The 20,538-nt window shown below is 73.7% G+C and carries 23 protein-coding genes and 1 pseudogene; 17 read left to right on the forward strand and 7 right to left on the reverse strand.

Features of this window, described 5'->3' with window-relative positions; genetic code table 11:
* Positions 1-51: 51 nt before the first annotated feature.
* From infA to rplQ, 7 genes are read left to right on the forward strand one after another with little or no spacing between them, the layout of a single operon-like run.
* Positions 52-276, forward strand: coding sequence for a translation initiation factor IF-1 (gene infA, locus KSP35_RS18635; protein ID WP_217002288.1), 225 nt, complete (start codon positions 52-54; stop codon positions 274-276).
* A 56-nt stretch (positions 277-332) separates the two neighbouring features.
* On the forward strand, positions 333-449 hold the full coding sequence (gene rpmJ, locus KSP35_RS18640) for a 50S ribosomal protein L36 (RefSeq protein ID WP_216997277.1): 117 nt from the start codon (positions 333-335) through the stop codon (positions 447-449).
* A gap of 2 nt (positions 450-451) precedes the next feature.
* Positions 452-829, forward strand: coding sequence for a 30S ribosomal protein S13 (gene rpsM, locus KSP35_RS18645; RefSeq protein ID WP_216997278.1), 378 nt, complete (start codon positions 452-454; stop codon positions 827-829).
* Positions 829-1,227 (forward strand): 30S ribosomal protein S11, encoded by a 399-nt coding sequence (rpsK, locus tag KSP35_RS18650; RefSeq protein WP_216997279.1) that lies wholly within the window; start codon positions 829-831, stop codon positions 1,225-1,227. The genes rpsM and rpsK overlap by 1 nt, the downstream gene beginning before the upstream one ends.
* A gap of 17 nt (positions 1,228-1,244) precedes the next feature.
* Complete coding sequence (gene rpsD / locus KSP35_RS18655) at positions 1,245-1,859, forward strand: 30S ribosomal protein S4 (RefSeq protein ID WP_216997280.1); 615 nt, start codon at positions 1,245-1,247, stop codon at positions 1,857-1,859.
* A gap of 36 nt (positions 1,860-1,895) precedes the next feature.
* Positions 1,896-2,834: a DNA-directed RNA polymerase subunit alpha gene (locus tag KSP35_RS18660; protein WP_216997281.1), complete on the forward strand. Its 939-nt coding sequence runs from the start codon at positions 1,896-1,898 to the stop codon at positions 2,832-2,834.
* Positions 2,835-2,836: 2 nt separating this feature from the next.
* On the forward strand, positions 2,837-3,190 hold the full coding sequence (gene rplQ, locus KSP35_RS18665) for a 50S ribosomal protein L17 (protein WP_216997282.1): 354 nt from the start codon (positions 2,837-2,839) through the stop codon (positions 3,188-3,190).
* Between the two features lie 79 nt (positions 3,191-3,269).
* On the opposite strand, the gene KSP35_RS18670 is transcribed toward rplQ, so the two are convergent.
* The 3 genes from KSP35_RS18670 to KSP35_RS18680 are packed head-to-tail and all read right to left on the reverse strand — an operon-like array spanning position 3,270 to position 5,442.
* Positions 3,270-3,623 (reverse strand): hypothetical protein, encoded by a 354-nt coding sequence (locus KSP35_RS18670; RefSeq protein WP_216997283.1) that lies wholly within the window; start codon positions 3,621-3,623, stop codon positions 3,270-3,272.
* A complete protein-coding gene (locus tag KSP35_RS18675; protein WP_216997284.1) occupies positions 3,620-4,150 on the reverse strand; it encodes a sigma factor in 531 nt (176 codons plus the stop codon). Before KSP35_RS18675 ends, KSP35_RS18670 begins: the two co-directional genes overlap by 4 nt.
* Positions 4,147-5,442, reverse strand: coding sequence for an NAD(P)-binding protein (locus KSP35_RS18680; RefSeq protein WP_216997285.1), 1,296 nt, complete (start codon positions 5,440-5,442; stop codon positions 4,147-4,149). The genes KSP35_RS18675 and KSP35_RS18680 overlap by 4 nt, the downstream gene beginning before the upstream one ends.
* A gap of 209 nt (positions 5,443-5,651) precedes the next feature.
* Here KSP35_RS18680 and truA point away from each other — a divergent pair, with 209 nt between their 5' ends.
* A complete protein-coding gene (truA, locus tag KSP35_RS18685) occupies positions 5,652-6,476 on the forward strand; it encodes a tRNA pseudouridine(38-40) synthase TruA (RefSeq protein WP_216997286.1) in 825 nt (274 codons plus the stop codon).
* A gap of 122 nt (positions 6,477-6,598) precedes the next feature.
* Complete coding sequence (locus tag KSP35_RS18690; protein ID WP_216997287.1) at positions 6,599-7,771, forward strand: LLM class flavin-dependent oxidoreductase; 1,173 nt, start codon at positions 6,599-6,601, stop codon at positions 7,769-7,771.
* 13 nt (positions 7,772-7,784) lie between these two features.
* Here the strand turns inward: KSP35_RS18690 and KSP35_RS18695 are convergent, their stop codons facing one another.
* The 3 genes from KSP35_RS18695 to ilvA form a co-directional block, all read right to left on the reverse strand.
* Complete coding sequence (locus tag KSP35_RS18695; RefSeq protein WP_216997288.1) at positions 7,785-8,039, reverse strand: CDGSH iron-sulfur domain-containing protein; 255 nt, start codon at positions 8,037-8,039, stop codon at positions 7,785-7,787.
* Positions 8,040-8,108: 69 nt separating this feature from the next.
* Positions 8,109-8,609, reverse strand: coding sequence for a hypothetical protein (locus KSP35_RS18700; RefSeq protein WP_216997289.1), 501 nt, complete (start codon positions 8,607-8,609; stop codon positions 8,109-8,111).
* A gap of 45 nt (positions 8,610-8,654) precedes the next feature.
* Positions 8,655-9,869, reverse strand: coding sequence for a threonine ammonia-lyase (gene ilvA / locus KSP35_RS18705; protein WP_216997290.1), 1,215 nt, complete (start codon positions 9,867-9,869; stop codon positions 8,655-8,657).
* 207 nt (positions 9,870-10,076) lie between these two features.
* Between ilvA and rplM the strand changes: the two genes are divergently transcribed.
* The 3 genes and pseudogenes from rplM to glmM all read left to right on the forward strand — a co-directional run bounded on the left by rplM (position 10,077) and on the right by glmM (position 12,388).
* Positions 10,077-10,526 carry a 50S ribosomal protein L13 gene (gene rplM, locus KSP35_RS18710; protein ID WP_216997291.1) on the forward strand — a complete coding sequence of 150 codons (450 nt, stop codon included), beginning with the start codon at positions 10,077-10,079 and terminating at the stop codon, positions 10,524-10,526.
* Positions 10,527-10,539: 13 nt separating this feature from the next.
* Positions 10,540-10,932, forward strand: a complete 393-nt coding sequence (gene rpsI / locus KSP35_RS18715; RefSeq protein WP_216997292.1) for a 30S ribosomal protein S9 — start codon at positions 10,540-10,542, stop codon at positions 10,930-10,932.
* A 111-nt stretch (positions 10,933-11,043) separates the two neighbouring features.
* A pseudogene (glmM, locus tag KSP35_RS26170) lies at positions 11,044-12,388 on the forward strand (phosphoglucosamine mutase).
* Positions 12,389-12,394: 6 nt separating this feature from the next.
* On the opposite strand, the gene KSP35_RS18725 reads toward glmM, so the two are convergent.
* On the reverse strand, positions 12,395-13,657 hold the full coding sequence (locus KSP35_RS18725; protein ID WP_216997293.1) for a cation:proton antiporter: 1,263 nt from the start codon (positions 13,655-13,657) through the stop codon (positions 12,395-12,397).
* Between the two features lie 155 nt (positions 13,658-13,812).
* On the opposite strand from KSP35_RS18725, the gene KSP35_RS18730 reads away from it, so the two are divergent.
* The 5 genes from KSP35_RS18730 to KSP35_RS18750 all read left to right on the forward strand — a co-directional run bounded on the left by KSP35_RS18730 (position 13,813) and on the right by KSP35_RS18750 (position 20,529).
* The gene (locus tag KSP35_RS18730) at positions 13,813-17,274 is read left to right on the forward strand and encodes an SIS domain-containing protein (RefSeq protein ID WP_216997294.1); all 3,462 of its coding nucleotides are present in this window, start codon (positions 13,813-13,815) and stop codon (positions 17,272-17,274) included.
* A 70-nt stretch (positions 17,275-17,344) separates the two neighbouring features.
* Positions 17,345-17,713 carry a holo-ACP synthase gene (locus KSP35_RS18735; protein ID WP_216997295.1) on the forward strand — a complete coding sequence of 123 codons (369 nt, stop codon included), beginning with the start codon at positions 17,345-17,347 and terminating at the stop codon, positions 17,711-17,713.
* 38 nt (positions 17,714-17,751) lie between these two features.
* Entirely contained in the window at positions 17,752-18,630 is an 879-nt protein-coding gene (locus KSP35_RS18740; RefSeq protein WP_216997296.1) for an alpha/beta fold hydrolase, read from the forward strand.
* Positions 18,631-18,684: 54 nt separating this feature from the next.
* Positions 18,685-20,058, forward strand: a complete 1,374-nt coding sequence (locus tag KSP35_RS18745; RefSeq protein WP_216997297.1) for an NAD(P)H-hydrate dehydratase — start codon at positions 18,685-18,687, stop codon at positions 20,056-20,058.
* The gene (locus KSP35_RS18750) at positions 20,059-20,529 is read left to right on the forward strand and encodes a CBS domain-containing protein (RefSeq protein WP_216997298.1); all 471 of its coding nucleotides are present in this window, start codon (positions 20,059-20,061) and stop codon (positions 20,527-20,529) included.
* Positions 20,530-20,538: the final 9 nt, after the last annotated feature.

A 20,538-nucleotide genomic window follows, 5' to 3' on the forward strand; every position in this document is an offset into this window, starting at 1 on the left:
TCCTGGCGCGCCGGTTGGTGAGCCGAGACAGGTACGACCAGGAGATTTCCGCTGCCCAAGCCCAAAGAAGACGCGATCGTCCTCGAAGGCACCGTGCTCGAAGCGCAGAAAAACGCGATGTTCCGTGTTGAGCTGCAGGACGGTCACGAGGTGTTGGCGCACATCTCGGGGAAAATGCGCATGCACTACATCCGGATCCTTCCGGGCGACAAGGTGCAGGTGGAACTCACGCCGTACGACCTGTCGCGCGGCCGGATCACCTATCGGTTCAAGTAAGCCAGTAGCCGCTCCGCTGACCCAGCGGGCGGTCGACCATCGATCTCGAGGCATTGATGAAGGTCAAACCCAGCGTCAAGACAATCTGTGAGCACTGCAAGGTCATCCGCCGCCACGGCCGGGTCCAGGTCATCTGCTCTTCCAACCCCCGGCACAAGCAGAGGCAGGGCTAGCAATGGCACGCATTTCCGGCGTCGACATCCCGCGCGAGAAGCGCCTGGTGATCTCGCTCACGTACGTCTTCGGCATCGGTCGCACCACGGCCGAGCAGATCTGCGCCGCAGCAGGCATCGATGAGAGCACCCGCACCCGGGACCTCACCGACGAGGAGATCAACAAGATCCGCGCCTACATCGACCAGAACGTCAAGGTCGAGGGCGACCTGAAGCGCGAGGTCCAGCAGGACATCAAGCGGAAGATGGAGATCGGCTCCTACCAGGGCCTCCGTCACCGCAAGGGCCTCCCGGTGCGCGGCCAGCGCACCCACACCAACGCCCGGACCCGCAAGGGCCCGAAGAAGACCGTCGCCGGGAAGAAGAAGGTTCGCAAGTAATGGCCAAGCCCAAGCCCGGAGGCCGTCGGCCCCGCAAGAAAGAGCGCAAGAACGTCACCTACGGGGTGGCGCACATCAAGAGCTCGTTCAACAACACGATCGTCTCGATCACCGACCAGGAGGGCAACGTGATCTCCTGGGCCTCGGCCGGCAACGTCGGGTTCAAGGGGTCTCGCAAGAGCACCCCCTTCGCCGCCCAGATGGCCGCCGAGAAGGCCGCCAAGGGCGCCATGGAGCACGGCGTGCGCAAGGTCGACGTCGTGGTGAAGGGTCCCGGCTCCGGCCGAGAGACCGCCATCCGTTCCATCCAGAACACCGGGATCGAGGTCACGGGCATCAAGGACGTGACCCCCATGCCCCACAACGGCTGCCGCCCCCCCAAGCGGCGTCGGATCTGACGCGGGGTTAAGGATTCATGGCTCGTTACACAGGTCCCAAGGTCAAGATCTCCCGCCGCCTCGGCGTGAACATCTTCGAGAACGAGAAGGGTGCCAAGGCGCTGAACAAGCGCCCGTACCCCCCGGGTGAGCACGGCCGCAGCCGTCGCCGCCAGCCCTCCGAGTACCTCCTGCAGCTGCAGGAGAAGCAGAAGGCGAAGTACATCTACGGCGTCCTCGAGCGCCAGTTCTCCAACCTCTACAAGGAGGCCAGCCGCCAGAAGGGCGTCACCGGCGAGAACCTCCTCCGCATGCTGGAGCAGCGCCTCGACAACATCGTCTTCCGTGCCGGCTGGGCCTCCACCCGGCCCCAGGCCCGCCAGTTCGTGGGCCACGGGCTCATCAACGTCAACGGCAAGCGAGTCGACATCCCGAGCTACCGGGTGCGCAAGGGCGACGTCATCTCGCTGCGCGAGAAGCCCCGCCAGATGATCGTCATCCGCCACAACCTCGACACCATCGATCGGCTCAAGCCGGCGTGGATCGAGGTCGGCGACGGCGGCTTCCAGGTCACGATCGCCGAGCTGCCCGTCCGTGCGCAGATCGACGTCCCCGTGCGGGAGCAGCTCATCATCGAGCTGTACTCCAAGTAACCGCGCCCACCGAACATTCCCTGAGGAAGGCTTCACATGCTGGTCATTCAGCGTCCCACGGTCGAGCCCGTCGGTGAGGAAGAGAGCAACCGGCAGCGGTTCGCCATCAGCCCGCTCGAGCCCGGCTTCGGCCACACGCTCGGCAACTCGCTGCGCCGCACCCTGCTCTCGTCGATCCCCGGCGCGGCCATCACGGCCGTCCGCTTCGACGATGCGCTCCACGAGTTCGACACCATCACCGGGGTCACGGAGGATGTCACCGACATCATCCTGAACCTCAAGGACCTGGTGCTCACCTCGGTCTCCGACGAGCCCGTCACCCTGCGCCTCGACGTGCGGGGCCCGGCCGAGATCACCGGGGCCGACATCCAGGCCACGTCCGACGTCGAGGTGCTCAACGCCTCGCACACCATCGCCACCCTGAACGAGAAGGGCCGCCTCGCGTTCGACGTCACCGTCGAGCGTGGCCGTGGCTACCTCTCGGCCGACCGGGACAAGGGCACCAACACCATCGGCGTCATCCCGGTGGACTCGATCTTCTCGCCGGTGCGCCGCGTGACCTTCCTGGTCGAGCCCACCCGCGTCGAGATGGACACGAACTACGACCGCCTCGTCCTCGACATCGAGACCGACGGGTCGATCACCCCTCGCGACGCCCTGGCGTCCGCCGGCGACACGCTCACCAAGCTGGTGCAGCTCGTCGCCGACATGAGCGAGGAGCCCCCCACCCTCGAGCTCGGTGAGACCAGCGCCACCATGGCGTCCTCGCCCGAGCTGGAGATGCCGATCGAAGACCTCGATCTCTCCGAGCGTCCCCGCAACTGCCTCAAGCGCGCCCAGGTCAACACCGTGGGCGAGCTGCTGCGCAAGAGCGAGGATGACCTCCTGGCCATCACGAACTTCGGCCAGAAGTCGCTCGATGAGGTCAAGGAGAAGCTGAACGAGCGGGGCCTGGCGCTCCGCGGGATGGAATAGACATGCCAGCAACCCCGAAGCGCGGCCGCCGGTTCGGCGGCACCGCCCAGCACCAGAAGCTGATGATGGCGAACCTCGTGTCGTCGCTCATCGCTGCCGAGGGCATCACCACCACCGAGGCCAAGGCCAAGGCCCTGCGCCCGGTGGCCGAGAAGGTCATCACCAAGGCCAAGAAGGGCGGGCTCCACAACCACCGCCTCGTCGTGGCCTACCTGAACGACAAGGAGATCGCCGCCAAGCTGTTCGACGACGTCGGACCTCGCTACGCCGATCGCAACGGTGGCTACACCCGCATCCTCAAGCTCGGACCTCGCCAGGGCGACAACGCCCCCATGGCTCGCATCGAGCTGGTCTAGGTCCTCGCCGCTCCCGAGCGGCACCGACCCGGCGAACGCCCGCTCTTCGGAGCGGGCGTTCGGCGTTTTCGGGCGGGGGTCAGGAGATGGGTGGCGCGTCGAGGGTGGTGACCTTGGTGGGGTTGATGACGATCCAGATCCGGTGGACCTGGCCGTCGGCCACCGAGAAGGCAAGGGCGAAGGGCGTGGCGGCGGCTCGCTCGACGTGGATGCCCGGCTGGCCGTTGACCACGCGGGCGGAGATGACGTCGTCGGGCCCGAGCCGGGCGGCCAGGTTGGCCATGAACCGCGGGATGCGGGCGGCCACCACGGGGCGGCGGGCCGCGTGGTGCTCGGCGCCGCCGTCGCTCACGGCCAGGGCGTCGTCGGCCAGCAGCGCGACGAGGCCGTCGAGGTCGCCGGCCTGGGCGGCCAGCAGGAACGCGCTGGTCACCTCCCAGGCCGCGTCGTCGGTGGGGGCGAAGCGGGGGCGGCCGTCGCGGACCCGCGTGCAGGGCGCGGGAGGCCACCTGTCGGCAGGCCTCTGGGGTCTTGTCGACCACGCGGGCGATCTCGTCGAAGGGCAGGGCGAAGACGTCGGCCAGCAGGAACACCACCCGCTCGACGGGCCCGAGCCGCTTCGAGCACGGCGAGGAAGCCGATGGTCAGCGACTCGGCCAGCTCGGCCCGGTCGGCCGGGCCGGGCTCGGTGGTGGCGGCGTCGGGGAGCCAGGGGCCGACGTAGGCCTCGCGCTGGTGGCGGGCGGACTTGAGGCGGTCGAGGGCCAGGCGGCTCGTCACCGTGGTGAGCCAGGCGGCCGGTCGCTCGATGGTGGAGGGGTCGGCCCGCTGCCAGCGCAGCCAGGCGTCCTGCACCACGTCGTCGGCCTCGGCCCGCGACCCGGTGATGCGGTACGCCAGGCCCACGAGGCGGCGGCGCTCGGCCTCGAAGGTGTCGTCGTCGTGGAGGACACCGGTCATGCCACCGCCATCGTTGCCGCTCGCCGGGCCGCCTGCCGACCCGCTTCGGCGCCGCTCGCGATCGCGGCGTCGGCGAGGAGGCCGACGGGACCGACCCAGTCGCCGGCGAGCAGGACGCCGGGTCGGTCGGCGGCCGAGGCTTCGGGGCGGCCGGAGAGCCCGCCGCCCTGGGCGGTGGGCAGGCCCCCGGTGACCACCATCTCGGCCAGGAAGCGCTCCTCGGCCACGTCGGCCTCGGCGACGCCCGCCTCGGCGGCGGCGGATCGGAGCCAGGCGCGCTGCGCCTTGGCGTCGAGCGCCTCGCCGGCGGCGTGGTTGCGCATCAGGTGCACGACCACCTGGCCGGGTGGGGCGAGCAGGGCGGGCGGGCAGTGGGTGCTGAGGTAGAGCGGCTCGCCCACGCCGAACACCACCGGGTGGGCCGGCGGGCGGCGCAGCCCCAGCTCGAGGCAGGCGGCGGTGACCGGCGGGCTGAGGTGGTCGGCGCCGACCAGCGGCGCACCGAGCAGGGCTTCGGCCGCGGAGGGGGTGCCGGTGGCCAGCACCACCGTCCGGGCCTGGAGGCGGTGGTCCACCGCCTCCACGGTGGCTGCGCCGTCCGCTCCGGCGGGGAGCACCGCCCGGGCGGCGACCGGGCGGACCTCGACGCCGGCGTCCCAGGCGGCCGCCCGCAGCTGGTCGACCAGGCTCTGGAAGCCGCCGTCGAGGTAGCGGACGCCGGGGGCCAGGGCGAGCTGCAGCTGGGCGACGAGGGCGCCGGCGTCGAGGTCGTCCAGGTCGGCGGCGTAGGTGGCGACCCGGGCCAGCATCCGGACCAGGTCGGCCGCCACCGGCGAGAGGCGCTGGTCGGCCAGGTAGGCGGCGAACGTCGTGCCGCTCAGAGCCGGGGCGTCGACCTTCGGGAGCCGGGCCAGGAGCCCGGCCAGGCGGACCTTGTCGCCCGGCCGCAGCAACGAGGTCCGCAGCAGGGACATCGGCCCGCTGGGGAGGCGGTGCAGCCGGCCGTCGCGCCGCGCCATCGCCCGGCCCAGCGCCGGCGCTCCGCCCGCCGAGAGGTCGACGCCGAGCGCCTCCAGGGCCGGTCGGCCGGCGCCGCCCAGGTACAGCGCGCGTGGGCCCCGGTTGAAGCGGAACCCGCTGCGCTCGTCGACCCGGGCCCGCCCGCCGAGCGGGTGGGGCTCGAGCAGGACGGTCCGCCCGCCCGCTCGGGCCGCGGTGGTGGCGGCCACCAGGCCGGCCAGGCCGCCGCCCACCACCAGGGTGTCGATGTCGGGTTCGCTCGTCGGGCCCATGGGTCGCTCCTCGGGGTCGGGGTTCGCCGTCACGACGAGCGCCGCCCCCCGATCGTGACACCGACCCGCCACCCCGACCGGACCCGACCCCGCCCCACCAGCCCGTGCTGCGACCAGCGGCCCGATCTCCGGCTTCGGTCGCGGTCCCGGTCGCGCGCTCGGGACGCCGGGCCCGACGGGGTGGCGGGCGGCCGGTAACCTCCGGCGCCGTGACCCTGTTCGACCCCGCCGAGCTCACCGAGGGGCCGGTCGGCCCGCTGGTGCGGGTGCGGCTGGTGGTGGCCTACGACGGGGCGCCCTTCCACGGCTTCGCCGTCAACACGGGCGTGCGCACCGTGGCCGGGGTGCTCACCGACACCATCGGGACCGTGCTCGGGCACGCCGTCGAGCTCACCTGCGCCGGGCGCACCGACAAGGGCGTGCACGCCCGGGGCCAGGTCGTCACCTTCGATGCGGCACCCGAGCGCCTGGACCTGCCGGGCCTCATGCGGTCGGTCAACAAGATGTGCGGCCCGGCCATCGCCGTCACCGACGCCGCCCTGGTGGCCGACGACTTCGATGCCCGGTTCTCGGCGCGGGCTCGCCGCTACCGCTACCGCATCCTGAACCGCCCGGCACCGGACCCGTTCCAGGCCCACTTCGCCTGGCACGTCGACGAGCCGCTGTCGCTGCCGGCCATGGTCCTGGCCTGCGACCCGCTGATCGGCTCGCACGACTTCGCCGCCTTCTGCCGCCGGCCGAAGCGCCGCGACGGCGAGCAGGCCTCCTTGGTCCGCGACGTGACCGAGGCGGTCTGGCACGACGACGGGGGTGGGGACCTCCGCTTCGAGATCGAGGCCTCGTCGTTCTGCCACCAGATGGTCCGCTCGGTGGTCGGCACGCTGGTCGACGTGGGGCGGGGCAAGAAGCACGCCGGCGACGTGCTCGCCATCATCCGGTCGGGCGATCGCAACCGGGCCGGCGACCTCGCGCCGCCGCAGGGCCTCACGCTGTGGACCGTCCGGTACGACGGTTGGGACTCCGCCCCCGGCTGACCACCGACGTCGGTTCGGGCGGCTCGCCGCCACGTTGACGGGCCTCGGGCCGCCACCCCATACTCGCCCGATCCGGTCGGGCTCCGCGCCCGCAGCGGCCGGACCGAGTTGAGGGGAAGCGCATGTCGATCGTGTTCCACTGGTTCCTGCCGACCAACGGGGACGGGCGGCGCCTGGTCGAGCCCGAGCCACCCGTGCCCGGCGTGGCCGGCGGCAGCCGGCCCGCCACGCTCAGCTACCTCACCCAGATCACCGCCGCCGCCGAGGACCTCGGCTTCGAGGGCGCCCTCACCCCGGCCGGGCCCTGGTGCGACGACGCGTGGATCACCACCATGGCGCTGGCCCAGCGGACCCGGCGGCTCAAGTTCCTGGTGGCGTTCCGACCCGGGGTCACCTCGCCGACGCTCGCCGCCCAGATGTCGGCGTCGTACCAGTTCCACAGCGGCGGCCGCCTCCTCCTCAACGTCGTCACCGGTGGCGACTCCGCCGAGCAGCACTCCTACGGCGACTGGCTGGGCAAGGACGACCGCTACGTGCGCTGTGGCGAGTTCCTCGACGTCGTCCGGGGCCTGTGGGCCGGTGAGGTCGTCGACTACGACGGCACCCACATCAAGGTCGAGGGCGGTGCGCTCGGCCGCCAGCCCGACCCGGTGCCGCCCGTGTACTTCGCCGGCTCGTCGCCACCGGCCCTCGCCATCGCCGCCAAGCACGCCGACGTCTACCTGACCTGGGGCGAGCCGCCGGAGCAGGTGGCCGAGAAGCTCGACCGGGTGCGCGCCCTGGCCGCCGCCGAGGGGCGCACCATCCGGTTCGGCATCCGGCTCCACGTGGTCAGCCGGGATCGCGCCGAGGACGCGTGGGCGGCGGCGAACGCGCTGCTCGACGGGATCAGCGACGAGGAGATCGCCAAGGTCCACGCCCGGATGGCCACCACCGAGTCCGAGGGCCAGAAGCGGATGCTCGCCCTCCACGGCGGCACGCGGGACGACCTCGAGATCGCCCCGAACCTGTGGGCCGGCGTCGGCCTGGCCCGCGGCGGGGCCGGCACCGCGCTGGTGGGGAGCCACACCGAGGTGGCGGACCGGATCGAGGAGTACCGGGCCATCGGCATCGACGAGTTCATCCTCTCGGGCTACCCGCACCTCGAGGAGCTCTACTGGTTCGGGGAGGGCGTGCTGCCGGTGCTCGAGGGGCGGGGCTCCTGGGTGCGGCCCGAGGCCGCCGCCGAGGGGATGCACACCGGCACCGTCGCCCAGGGCGGCGTGGCGTTCGGCGTGGTGCCCGACCGGCGCTGAACGCTCCGCCCCGTCAGGGGCGGCCGGGCTTGCGGGCCACCGGGACGCCGGGTGCCGAGAAGCCCACGCGCTTGTGGGACCCGTCGCAGCTCGGCTTGTCCGCCGAGTGGCCGCACCGGCAGAGGAAGAGGCGCTGGGCGGGCTCGACGGTGCCGTCCGGCCGGGTCAGCCCGACCGGGCCGTCGACCACCAGCGGCCCGTCGGCGCGAGGCGTCACGGTGACGGCGGTGGTCACCGCCGCCTCGTCGGCATCGTCGCTGCTGGGCACGGTCGGCTCCTCCTCGGTGGTCGACGCAGGGCGCACGGTAGCGAGCGCCGGTCCCGCTTCGGCGCCCGGTCAGTGGCCGTGGTCGTCGCCGGCGTCATCGGCGTCGCTCTCGACCTGGGCCACCCACCACCGGCCGTCGACCTGCACCACCTCCACGTCCTCGCCGTAGCTGCCGTCGGCGGCCTCCACGCGGAACCAGGTGCCGGTGGGGCGGTCGAGCGCCGTCACCTGCGCGCCGGTGTAGATCCGCCGGCTCCGGGCCTTGGTGGCGGCGTCGGCATCGGCCACCACGCTGCTGGTGGCCCGCTCGCAGTACCCCTCGGCGTCGGTGTCGTCGTAGGCCGCCATCTCCGCCCGCTTCGACGGGGTGAACAGCTCGCAGGTGCCCGCGAGGTCGTAGCGCTTCGAGGCGGCCACGTGGAGCTCCACCACCCCTCGAGCCGAGGCTGCGCCGCCGGGATCGTCGCCGTCGCTGCCGCCCCCGCAGGCGGTCGCACCGAGGCCCAGCACGAGGAGGGCGACGGCCGTGGCGGTGCGTCGGCGTGGTCGGGTGGGCGGGTTGGGGGACAAGCAGGACCCTCCGTGCGGTCCCCGCCGAGGCTAGGCGCCGCCGCCCTACAGCTGCTCGACCTGGTAGCCGGCGGCTCGCAACCGGTCGAGGACCTCCAGGCGGTGGGCGGGGTCCCGCGTCTCGAGGGTGAAGAGCAGCTCCACCTCGTCGGGGCCCACCCGCACGCCCTGGCGGTGGTGCTCGATGTCGAGGATGTTCAGCCCCGTCTCGGCCACCGAGCGCACGATGAGCGAGAGGGCGCCGGGCTGGTCGGGCACCACGATGCGCAGCCGGAGGTAGCGGCCGACGGCGGTGAGGCCGTGCTCGATGAGGTGGGAGAGCATGAGCGGGTCGACGTTGCCGCCGGACAGGATGGCGACCGCCGGGTCGGTGCCCGCGACGCGACCGGCGAGCAGGGCGGCCAGGCCCACGACGCCCGAGGGCTCCACCACCTGCTTGGCCCGCTCGAGCAGCAGCAGGAGGGCCGTGGCGATCTCGTGGTCGGTCACCGAGATCACGTCGTCGACCAGGGCGTGGGCGTGGGCCAGGGTGAGGGCGGAGGGCGACTTGATGGCGATGCCGTCGGCGATGGTGCGCACGGGGTGGAAGCCGGTGGGGGCGAAGGCGTCGAGCGAGGCCCGCATGGACGCCGCGCCGGCCGCCTCCACGCCGATGATGCGCACCCCGGGCCGTCGAGCTCGGAGGGCGACCGCCACCCCGGCGAGCAGGCCGCCACCGCCGACGGGCACCAGCACCACCCCGGCGTCGGGCGCCTCCTCGGCCAGCTCCAGGCCGAGCGTGCCCTGGCCGGCGATGATGGCCGGGTGGTCGAACGGGGGCACGAAGCGGGCGCCGTGCTCGGCGGCCCACGCCTTGGCCTCCTGGATGCAGTCGTCGACGAGGACGTGGCCGAGCCGGACCTCGGCGCCGTAGGCCTTGGTGGCCTGGACCTTCGGGATGGGCGCGGCGGCGGGCATGAAGATGACCGAGCGCTTGCCGAGGAGGGTGGCGGCCAGGGCCACCCCCTGGGCGTGGTTGCCGGCCGATGCCGCCACCACCAGGTCCTCCTCCGCCGGCAGGTGCGAGAGCAGGTGGTAGGCGCCGCGGATCTTGAACGAGCCGGTCCGCTGGCGGTGCTCGGTCTTGAGCAGGACCTCCCGGCCGCAGAGCCGGGAGAGGGTCTCGGTGGGCTCGGTGGGGGTGGGGCGGAGGATGCCGGCCAGCCCCGCACGGGCCTGTTCGATCTCGGCCACCTGGACCAACGCGACGTCGTCGCTCATGGGCCCGACCCTAGGACCGGCCCTCGCCGGGTGCTCGGAGAAGCTCGACCCGCGCCCACGCGCCCGGCACCGTCCCCCACCCGACGCGCTCCGCCTGCTATTTGCTCCGCTCGGGCGGCGGGCCGTAACGTGTCAACCCGGCCCTGAGGCCCGTCTCACGACGCGTCCTCCGGGGTCCCCGAGAAGTTTGAACCAAGGAATCGTCGCGTGGCCACCTACACCCCGAAAATCTCCGAGATCGAGCGTGCCTGGGTGCTCATCGACGCCGAGGGCCTCGTCCTCGGTCGTCTGGCCACCGAGGTGGCGCACATCCTCCGGGGCAAGCACAAGCCCACCTTCGCCCCCCACATCGACACCGGTGACCACGTCGTGATCATCAACGCCGACAAGGTCGTCCTCACCTCGGACAAGGGCGCCAAGAAGCGGATCTACCGCCACTCCGGGTTCCCGGGCGGCATCTCGTCGGAGACCTACGACACCTTCCTCGGCCGCAAGCCCGCCGACGCGGTGCGCAACACCATCCGCGGCATGCTGCCCCACAACCGCCTCGGTGCGGCCCAGCTCAAGAAGCTGAAGGTCTACGCCGGCCCCACCCACCCGCACGCTGCCCAGCAGCCGCAGACGCTCGAGCTGGCTCACGCCCGCCGCAGCGCGTAGGAGAAGCAGTCTCGTGAGCAAGCCACTGGTGCAGTCCACCGGCCGCCGCAAGGAAGCCGTCGCCCGAGTCCGTCTGCGTGACGGCGAGGGCAAGATCACGATCAACGGCCGTGACGTGGAGGACTTCTTCCCGAACCCCACGCACCGCATGATCCTCTCCGAGCCCCTGCGCCTCACGCAGCTCGAGGAGACCTACGACGTCGACGTCACCATGCACGGTGGCGGCGTCACCGGCCAGGCCGGCGCCCTGCGCCTCGGCATCGCCCGTGGCCTCATCGAGCTCGACCCCGAGCTGCGGGCCGTGCTCAAGCGGGCCGGGTTCCTCACCCGTGACGACCGCAAGAAGGAATCCAAGAAGTACGGCCTCAAGAAGGCCCGCAAGGCCCCGCAGTACTCCAAGCGCTAGCTGGTCGGGGCTCCGCCCCACCGCTCGCCCGCAATCGCCGACCTGGCGTGTGGCCCCACTACGGTGCGGCCGCACGCCAGTCGCCGTTTTCGCCCGAGGTCCGCAGCTCCCATGACGTTGAAGTTCGGCACCGACGGGGTGCGCGGGGTGGCCAACCGGGAGCTCACGCCCGAGCTCGCCCTCACCCTGGGGCGCGCTGCGGCGCGGGTGCTGGGCGGCGACCGCTGGGTGATCGGCAGCGACACGCGGCGCTCGGGGCCGCTGCTCGCCGCGGCGCTGGCGTCGGGCCTCGCCTCCGAGGGCGTCGAGGTGGTCGACCTCGGCGTGCTGCCCACGCCGGCGGTGGCCCGCGTGTCGGCGGTCGACGGCGTCCCCGCGGCGGTGATCTCGGCGTCGCACAACCCGTTCGGCGACAACGGCATCAAGCTGTTCGCCGCCGGCGGGTCCAAGCTCTCCGACGAGGTCGAGGAGTCCCTCGAGGCCGAGCTGGCCGCCCTCAACGCCCACGGCGACCCCCGGCCCCGCCCCGAGGGCGCCGACGTCGGGACCCTCACCAGCGATGCCACCGGGGCCGACCGCTACGTCGCCCACCTGGTGGGCTCGGTGCTCGAGGGGCGTCGGCTCGACGGCCTGCGCATCGTGGTCGACACCGCCAACGGCGCGGCGTCACGCCTGGCCCTCCCGGTCCTCACCGCCCTCGGCGCCACGGCCACCGCCATCCACGACCAGCCCGACGGCCGGAACATCAACGACCGGTGTGGCTCGACCTACCCCGAGGACCTGCAGCGGGCGGTGCTCGCCGAGGGGGCCGACCTCGGCCTGGCGTTCGACGGGGATGCCGATCGGGTGCTGGCGGTCGATGCCGAGGGCGCCCTGGTCGACGGTGACCAGATCATCGCCGTGTGCGCCATCGACCGGCGCGCGCGGCACGCTGCCGCACGACACCGTGGTGGTGACGGTCATGAGCAACCTCGGCTTCCGCCAGGGCATGGCCCGCCACGGCATCACCGTGCTCGACACCGCGGTCGGCGACCGGTACGTGCTCGAGGCGCTCGACCGGGGCGGCCTCTCGCTGGGCGGCGAGCAGTCCGGCCACGTCATCTTCCGAGACCTCGCCTCCACCGGCGACGGGCTCCTCACGGGCCTGTTCCTGGCCGACCTGGTGGTGCGGTCCGGCCGACCGCTGGCGGACCTGGCGGCCGACGCCATGGTGCGGCTGCCGCAGGTCCTCGTGAACGTGCGCACGGCGCGGCGCGACCCCGCCCTGCTCGACCGGCTCGCACCCGACGTCGCGGCGCTCGAGGCCCGCCTCGGCGACCGAGGCCGGGTGCTGCTGCGCGCCAGCGGCACCGAGCCCCTGGTGCGGGTGATGGTCGAGGCGCCCACCGACGCCGAGGCGCGGTCCGAGGCCGAGGCCCTGGCCGCCGCGGTCGAGCGGGCCGCCGCGACCGGCTGAGGCGGGTCAGCTCGGCGGGTCGGCGAGCATCGACGCGACGGCTGGTGCGCCTGCCTCCGGCACCAGGTTCGCCCGCCGCAGGACCGGGACCGCCATGATCGTGGTGGCCAGCGCCATGACGACCATGATCGTGAACATCGTGTCGTCGATCAGGCCGCGCTCCAGGCCGACGGTGAGGATCACGATCTCGGTCAGGCCCCGCGTGTTCATGAGCAGTCCGATGGTGGTGGCGTCCCGCCAGCTCTCGCCGGTCAGGCGGGCGGCGACGGTGGCGCCGCCGAGCTTGCCGGCGACGGCGACCAGGGTGACGACGGCGGCGATTCCCCAGAGCCACGGCTCGTCGAGCAGGCCGAGGCGCGTCGAGAGGCCCACGAGCATGAAGAACACCGGCAGCAGCACGGCGTCGGTGACGGCGGACAGCCGGTCGGCGAGGACCAGCTTGTCGCCCTTGCGCTCGGGCATCACCGTCCCGGCCAGGAAGGCGCCGAACAGGGCGTGGATGCCGATGAGGTCCGTGGTCCAGGCCGAAGCGAAGGCCAGGCCGAGGGCCAGCGCCAGGGGCACCTCGTAGCGGGCCAGGAGGGGCCGCACGACCCACCACATCGCGGCGCCGAACGCCAGGGACCAGGCCAGGGTGGCGAGCACGGTGGCGACGCCCCCGCCGCCCGCCACCGCCAGGACGGCGGCGAGGATGCACCAGGCCGTGACGTCGTCGACGGCTGCGCACGTGAGCGCCATGGCGCCCACCGGCGTCCGGTCGAGGCCCGTCTCCTGCAGGATGCGGGCGAGGACCGGGAAGGCCGTCACCGCCATGGCTGCGCCCACGAAGAGGCAGAAGGGGAGCAGGTCGGACGGTGCGTCGAGCACGCCGTGGAGCCACCACGCCAAGAGGGCTCCGCCGACGAACGGGAGGATGATCGAGACGTGGCTCACCACCACCGCCCGGTGCCGCTGCCCGCGGAGGTGGCGGCGGTCGAGCTCCATGCCGACGACGAACATGAACAGGATCAGCCCGATGTCCGACAGGGGCTTGAGCTGGCCGACCACCTCGGCGGGGAACACCCGTGAGGTCGCTTCGGGCCACGCGGCGCCGAGCACGCTCGGGCCGAGGACGATGCCGCCGACGATCTCGCCGAGCACCCGTGGCTGGCCGATGCGGCGGGCCAGGGAGCCCGAGGCGTGGGCGACGACGACGATGACCGCCACCGCCAGGATCGTGTGCCGGCTCAGGTCGGCGCCCGTGAGCGCCCCCAGGATCACCCCTCCCATGTCGGCGAGCGTAGCGGCGCGGGGGCAGGGGCCTCCCCGGCTCGGGCCCCGCTGGGTCGCAGGCGACGGTGCCACGTGGCCCGGCCAGTAGGTTGGTGCGGCTGCCGGGCCCCCTCGGTGGCGGATCGAGACCCGACCCCGAGGCGTCCCCACCCATGTGCGGCATCATCGCGGTGCTCCGGCGCCGGAGCGACCGAACCCCTCCGACCGCCGGTGAGCTGCTGGAGCAGCTGGCGGGCCGTGCCGAGGTGCTGCTCGCCGCCCCGCCGAGCGACCTGGCGCCCGTGGTCGACGCGGTGGCCGAGCGAGCCGAGCAGGTCGATCGCCTCCTGCGGGGGACGGCGGGCGTGCTGGGGCTGCTGGCCGATCGGTCGCTCCCCGGCGCCCTCGAGGCCCAGTTCGTCGAGGTCGCTGCCGCCCTGGCCGACCGCGAGGCCGCCCTCGACGCCGAGCCGACCGACCCGGCGGGCCTCGAAGCCACCAACGCCGCGGTGATCCGCCTGAAGGACGCCCTCTGGGCGGTCCAGCGCGACCGGCTCCGCACGGCCCGGGCCGTCGCCGACCTCGCCGGTGCCGCGCCGAGCCGGGCCGCCATCGAGGCGTTCGCCTCGGTGCAGGCCGCGCTGTCGGCCATCGATCGGCTGGAGGTCCGCGGCCGGGACTCCGCCGGGCTCACCCTGCTGGTGCGCGGCCACGGCCTCGACCTCGACGATCCGGCGATCCACGCCCTCTGCGCCGCCCGGCTCGGCGACCCGCTCTTCACCGCCGGCGCCGTGCGCGTCACGCCCGAAGGCCACCTGAGCCTCGTCTACAAGGCGGCCGCCGAGATCGGCGAGCTGGGCGACAACACCCGGGTGCTGCGCGACGCCATCCGCGAGGACGCCCTCCTCCAGCGGGCGCTGGTCGCCGACACCGCCGAGGTCACCGTCCTCGGCCACACCCGTTGGGCGTCGATCGGGATCATCTCCCAGCCCAACGCCCACCCCATGAACTCCGACGAAGTCGACCGGGTCGACGGCCCGTACGTCACCGCGGCGCTCAACGGCGACGTCGACAACTTCGCCGACCTCAAGGTGGCCGACGAGCTGCGCATCGCGGCCGAGATCACCAGCGACGCCAAGGTCATCCCCACGCTCGTGTCCCGCCGCCTCGCCGCAGGGGACGAGGCGGTGGAGGCGTTCCGCCAGAGCGTGCGGCGGTTCGACGGCTCCGTCGCCGTGGCCGCCAGCGTCGCCGGCGCCCCCGACCGCCTCCAGCTCGCCCTGCGGGGCAGCGGCCAGGCCCTCTACGTCGGTCTGGACGAGGACCTCTACGTGGTCGCCTCCGAGCCCTACGGCGTGGTCGAGGACGCCACCCGCTACTTCCGGCTCGACGGCGAGACCCCGGCCGACCCCACCGACCCGTCTGCCTCCCGTGGGCAGGTGGTCGAGCTCGACGCCGCCCTCGCCGGCACCGTCGAGGGCATCCGCCGCTTCTCCTACGACGGCACCGAGCTCCCGGTCGGCGAGCGGGAGCTGGTCACGCCGGAGGTCACCACCCGCGACATCGACCGCGGCGCCTTCCAGCACTTCCTGCTCAAGGAGATCACCGAGGCGCCCGGGTCGTTCCGCAAGACCCTGCGGGGCAAGATCGCCCCCGGCGCCGACGGGCTGCTCCGGGTGGTCCTCGGCGACGACACCCTGCCGCCGGCGGTGCGGGCCGACCTCGCCTCCGGCGCCATCACGCGCGTGCTGGTGATCGGGCAGGGGACCGCGGCGGTGGCCGGGCAGAGCCTGGCCCGCAACCTCACCGCCGAGCTGGCGGCCACGCCGGTGCGGGTGGAGGCGCTGCCCGCCACGGAGCTGTCGGGGTTCTCCCTGCGGGCCGACATGGCCGACACGCTCATCGTGGCCATCAGCCAGTCCGGCACCACCACCGACACGAACCGCACGGTCGACCTCGTCCGCGGCCGCGGCGCTCGGGTGATCGCCATCGTCAACCGGCGCGCCAGCGACCTGACCGACAAGAGCGACGGCGTGCTCTACACGTCCGACGGACGCGACGTGGAGATGAGCGTCGCCTCCACCAAGGCGTTCTACGCCCAGATCGCCGCCGGCTTCCTCCTCTCCGCCGCCATCGCCCAGGAGGTGCCCGGCACGGCCGACGGCGCCGCGCACCGGAGCCAGCTGCTGGCCGGGCTGCGCGAGCTGCCCACCGCCATGGAGGCCACCCTCGCCCGCCGCGAGGTCATCGCCGAGGCCGCCCAGGAGCTCACGCCGTCTCGCCGCTACTGGGCGATCGTCGGCTCCGGCGCGAACCGGGTGGCGGCCGAGGAGATCCGGATCAAGCTGTCCGAGCTCTGCTACAAGGCGATCGCCTCCGACGCCATCGAGGACAAGAAGCACATCGACCTCTCGTCGGAGCCGCTGATCCTGGTGTGCGCAGCCGGGCTGTCCGGCTCGAACGCCGACGACGTGGCGAAGGAGGTGGCCATCTACCGCGCCCACAAGGCCACGCCGATCGTCATCGCCACCGAGGACGAGGACCGCTTCAACGCCGCCCTGCGGGTGCTCACGGTCCCGTCGGTCGAGCCGGAGCTGGCCTTCGTGCTGACCACCGTCGTCGGGCACCTGTTCGGCTACGAGGCGGCGCTGGCCATCGACGCCCAGGCCCGCCCGCTGCGCGAGGCCCGCGGCGCCATCGAGGAGGCGGTGTCCGGCCCCTCGGTCCCCGACGCCGACCGGCTGCTCGTCGCCCTCCGGCCCACCTTCGAATCGGTCTCGGCGCGGTTCCACGACGGGCTCCGCACCGGCGCCTACAACGGGCACCTCGAGGCCGGCACCGCGGTGCGGCTGTCGTCGATGTTCCGCTACGCCACCGGCCTGGCCCCGCTGGACGCCTACCAGAGCGAGCACGGTCGGGTGGGCACGCCGAGCATGGTCATCGAGGACCTCACCGCCGCCCTGACCGGCGCCATCGAGGAGCTCACCCGCCCGGTCGACGCCATCAAGCACCAGGCCAAGACCGTCACGGTGGGCATCTCCCGCTCCGACGAGGGCCTCCTGGACGTGCCGCTGGTCAGCGCGGCGCTGGGCGCCGGCGCCGCCCGCGACCGGCTCAGCTACAAGGCCCTGCGGACCCTGGCCGGCCTGGACGCCGCCGTCGAGGAGGTCGTCGGGTACACCCGCTACCGCATCGAGGGCGACGTCGAGGGCGGCGACGCCACCATCGTCGTGGTGGACCGCGGCGGCATCGCCCGGGACCTGCCGCTGCGCACCGAGCGCAACCCGCAGCTGCGGGGCACCAAGCACCGGGTGGCCTTCGAGCGGGAGGTCACCGTGGCGGTGGGCCGCAGCGACGGCCGATCGCTGGTGCTCATCCCCGAGGTGAAGGGGAACCAGTGCACCGGCATCACCCTGTTGCACGCCCGGTTCGCCCCCGCCCTGCCCGCCGGTCGCATGCGCTCGGTGCTCGAGTCCTACCGGGACCGCTACGCGGCGCTCAAGGACGCGGTGACCGAGACCGAGCCCACGTTCCGCGACGACCTCCTCGGCGGCGTCGCCCCCACCGAGCTGCTGACCACGCCGGTCAACGTGCTGGCCGACCGGTGGCGCACGGGCACCGAGGCGTCGGCGTGATCATCGTCATCGTGGTGTTCGTGGTGGCCCTGGTGATGATCGGCATCGCGTTCGTCGACAACCGCCGCGGATGATCGGCATCGGGGTCGACCTCGTCGACGTCGACCGCTTGCGGACCTCGCTGGCCCGCACCCCCTCGCTCGCCGATCGCCTCTTCACCCCGGGGGAGCGGGACTACGCGCTCGCGGCGCGCGACCCCACCGAGCGCTTCGCCGCCCGATTCGCCGCCAAGGAGGCCGTGCTGAAGGCCCTCGGCGTCGGCCTCGGCGCGGCGGACTGGCACGACATCGAGGTGGTGCGGGCCGAGAGCGGCGCCCCGTCGCTCGTGCTGACGGGCCGGGCCCGGGCCCTGTCCGACGCCGCCGGCGTCGGGAGGTGGCTGCTGACGCTCACCCACACGGCCCGCACCGCCGAGGCCATCGCCGTCGCGCTGCCCTGACCACCGGCCCAGCGGGGCGGCGTAGCGTGCGTGGCCCTATGGGCCAGGCCGAGGTGATCACGCTGACCGACGGGCGCACGCTGGGCTTCGACGACGTGGGCGACCCGATGGGCAGCGCCGTCCTCTACGTCCACGGCTCGCCGGACTCGCGCCGGGCCCGCCACCCGGACGACGACCTCGCCGCCCGGCTCGGCGTGCGGCTGGTGGCGGTGGACCGACCCGGCGCCGGGCTCTCCTCGCCGCACCCGGACGGCACCGTGGGCTCCTTCGCCGACGATGCCATCGCCCTGGCCGACCACCTCGGCGTGCACCGGTGGCTGCCCTTCGCGTGGTCCGCCGGCTCCGTCTACGCCCTGGCCGTCGCCGCTCGCCACCCGGAGCGGGTGGCCCGGGTGGCCGTGGCCGCCGGCCTGGTCCCCTTCGCCGCCTACGCCACCCCCGGCATCCTCGACGACGCCGACGGCGGCCGCTGGATGGTGGCCGAGCTGGGCGAGGAGCTGGGCGCAGCCGGCCTGGCCGAGGCTGCCGCCCCGATGCTGGCGCCGTACCCGTGCGACGTGGCCCTGGCCCGCGAGCACGTCCTGGAGCAGGCCGACCCGGTCCGGCGGCGCGAGCTCGAGGCGATCCCCGGTGCCGTCGATGCCCTGGCGGCCGGTGTGGCCGACTCGGTGGCCCACGGCCTGGGCGGGCTGGTCCGGGACCTGGAGCTCCAGGTGGAAGCGCCCGACGTGTCCTGGGACGACGTCGCCGCACCGGTCGACCTCTGGTACGGCCAGCGGGACGCGACCGCGCCGCCGGCCTTCGGCACCTGGTGGGCCGAGCACCTCCGCTGGGGCGAGCTCACCGTCGTCCCCGACGCCGGCCACCTGGTGGCCCTCTCGCACTGGGAGCCCATCCTCGCCCGCCTCCTGACCTGACCCCGGGCCCGGCGACACGGTCTGGTGGGAGGCGGCCAGGGCAGGATGGGGCGGATGCAGGCGATCATGACCCCCGAGGAGATGGCGGCGGTCGACGCGGCCGCCTCGGAGCCGGTGGAGGAGCTGGTCGAACGGGCCGGGGCGGCGATCGCCCGGGCGGCCGTCGAGCTGCTCGGCGGCACCTACGGGCGGCGGGTGGTGGTGCTGGCCGGGAAGGGCAACAACGGCGCCGACGGCCGGGCCGCGGCCGACCGCCTCCGTCGCCGCGGGGTCCGGTGCACGGTGGTCGACGCCGCCGACGCCCCGCCGACGCTTCCGGCGGCCGACCTGGTCATCGACGCGGCCTACGGGACCGGGTTCCGCGGCTCCTTCCAGCCGCCGGCCGTGGCCGACCCGACCACGCCGGTCCTGGCCGTCGACATCCCGAGCGGGGTGTCGGGCCTGACCGGCGACGCGTCCGGGTCGCCGTGGCCTGCCGTGCGCACGGTCACCTTCGCCGCCCTCAAGCCGGGCCTGCTCCTGGGCGAGGGCCCCGGCCTGGCGGGCCAGGTGGTGCTGGCCGACATCGGGCTCGACGTGTCCGGAGCCCGGGCCTGGCGGGTCGAGGCCGAGGACGTGGCGGCCTGGCTGCCCGCCCGCCCGACGGACAGCCACAAGTGGAAGGCGGCGGCGTGGCTGGTGGCCGGCTCGCCGGGGATGGTCGGCGCGGCCCACCTGGCCACGCGAGCCGCCCAGCGGGCCGGCGCCGGCTACGTGCGGCTGAGCACGCCCGGCTCCGACCAGGACCCGTTCGCCCCCACCGAGGCGGTGGTGGTCGCGCTGGCGGCCGAGGGCTGGGCGTCGACCGTGCTCGACGGCGAGGATCGGTTCGGCGCGCTGGCCGTCGGGCCCGGACTGGGCACCGGAGCGGGAGACGCCGAGCAGGTCCGCCTGCTCGTGGCGGGCTCGCGCTCGCCGGTGGTCGTTGACGGAGACGGGCTGCGAGCACTGGGCCCCGGCGCCGCCGAGGCCATCTCGGAGCGCGCCCCGGACGCCGGGCCCGTGGTGCTGACGCCCCACGACGGCGAGTTCGAGGCGCTCGACGGGGGCCCGCCGGAGGCCGGCCGCTTCGCTGCGGCCCGGCGGCTGGCCGGCGCCACCGGCGCCGTCGTGCTGCTGAAGGGGCCCACCACCCTGATGGCCCGGCCCGACGGCCACGTGTGGGCCACGACCACGGGCGACGCCCGCCTGGCCAGCGCCGGCACCGGCGACGTGCTCACCGGCACCGTGGTCGCCCTCCTCGCCCAGGGGATGCCCGCCGACCGGGCCGCGAGCGCTGCCGCCTACCTCCACGGTCGGGCCGGCGCCCTAGCCTGGCGCCGCGGCTTGGTGGCCGGCGACGTCGTCGACCAGCTGCCCGCCGCCCTGTCCGAGCTGCCCGGAGGCTAGATGTCGCGCCAATCGCCCGTGTCCGAGGTCATGACCGTCGAGGTCCTGACCTTCTCGCCCGACGACCTGGTGGGTGATGCCATGCAGGTGCTGGTCGACCGGGGCATCGACGGCGCACCGGTGGTCACCGCCGCCGGCGAGGTCGTGGGCATGCTCTCCACGGGCGACCTGATCGTGCAGGAGAGCCGGCTGCACTTCCCGACGGTGATCTCGCTGCTGGGCGCCACCCTCGAGCTGCCCAGCTCCAAGAAGCACTTCGACGACGACCTCCGCCGCACCCTGGCCAGCACGGTCGGCGAGGTCATGCAGGCGGACCCGGTCACCATCGGTGCCGACGACACCGTCGAGGAGGCCGCCACCCTCTTGCACGAGCACGACATCTCGCGGCTCCCGGTGGTGGGCGACGCCGGCCTCGTGGGCATCGTGTCGCGCGTCGACATCCTCCGGTCGATCATCCGCGACGACGCCTGACGGCTGCGC

Source organism: Aquihabitans sp. G128, assembly GCF_019048865.1.
Lineage (GTDB): Bacteria > Actinomycetota > Acidimicrobiia > Acidimicrobiales > Iamiaceae > Aquihabitans.

What these genes read in the sequence shown, in the direction of transcription:
- rpmJ (WP_216997277.1), top strand. Translation starts at nt 333, where the DNA reads ATGAAGGTCAAACCCAGCGTCAAGACAATCTGTGAGCACTGCAAGGTC.
- rpsM (WP_216997278.1), top strand. Translation starts at nt 452, where the DNA reads ATGGCACGCATTTCCGGCGTCGACATCCCGCGCGAGAAGCGCCTGGTG.
- rpsK (WP_216997279.1), top strand. Translation starts at nt 829, where the DNA reads ATGGCCAAGCCCAAGCCCGGAGGCCGTCGGCCCCGCAAGAAAGAGCGC.
- rpsD (WP_216997280.1), top strand. Translation starts at nt 1,245, where the DNA reads ATGGCTCGTTACACAGGTCCCAAGGTCAAGATCTCCCGCCGCCTCGGC.
- KSP35_RS18660 (WP_216997281.1), top strand. Translation starts at nt 1,896, where the DNA reads ATGCTGGTCATTCAGCGTCCCACGGTCGAGCCCGTCGGTGAGGAAGAG.
- rplQ (WP_216997282.1), top strand. Translation starts at nt 2,837, where the DNA reads ATGCCAGCAACCCCGAAGCGCGGCCGCCGGTTCGGCGGCACCGCCCAG.
- KSP35_RS18675 (WP_216997284.1), bottom strand. Translation starts at nt 4,150, where the DNA reads ATGACCGGTGTCCTCCACGACGACGACACCTTCGAGGCCGAGCGCCGC.
- KSP35_RS18680 (WP_216997285.1), bottom strand. Translation starts at nt 5,442, where the DNA reads ATGGGCCCGACGAGCGAACCCGACATCGACACCCTGGTGGTGGGCGGC.
- KSP35_RS18690 (WP_216997287.1), top strand. Translation starts at nt 6,599, where the DNA reads ATGTCGATCGTGTTCCACTGGTTCCTGCCGACCAACGGGGACGGGCGG.
- ilvA (WP_216997290.1), bottom strand. Translation starts at nt 9,869, where the DNA reads ATGAGCGACGACGTCGCGTTGGTCCAGGTGGCCGAGATCGAACAGGCC.
- KSP35_RS18725 (WP_216997293.1), bottom strand. Translation starts at nt 13,657, where the DNA reads ATGGGAGGGGTGATCCTGGGGGCGCTCACGGGCGCCGACCTGAGCCGG.
- KSP35_RS18730 (WP_216997294.1), top strand. Translation starts at nt 13,813, where the DNA reads ATGTGCGGCATCATCGCGGTGCTCCGGCGCCGGAGCGACCGAACCCCT.
- KSP35_RS18735 (WP_216997295.1), top strand. Translation starts at nt 17,345, where the DNA reads ATGATCGGCATCGGGGTCGACCTCGTCGACGTCGACCGCTTGCGGACC.
- KSP35_RS18740 (WP_216997296.1), top strand. Translation starts at nt 17,752, where the DNA reads ATGGGCCAGGCCGAGGTGATCACGCTGACCGACGGGCGCACGCTGGGC.
- KSP35_RS18745 (WP_216997297.1), top strand. Translation starts at nt 18,685, where the DNA reads ATGCAGGCGATCATGACCCCCGAGGAGATGGCGGCGGTCGACGCGGCC.
- KSP35_RS18750 (WP_216997298.1), top strand. Translation starts at nt 20,059, where the DNA reads ATGTCGCGCCAATCGCCCGTGTCCGAGGTCATGACCGTCGAGGTCCTG.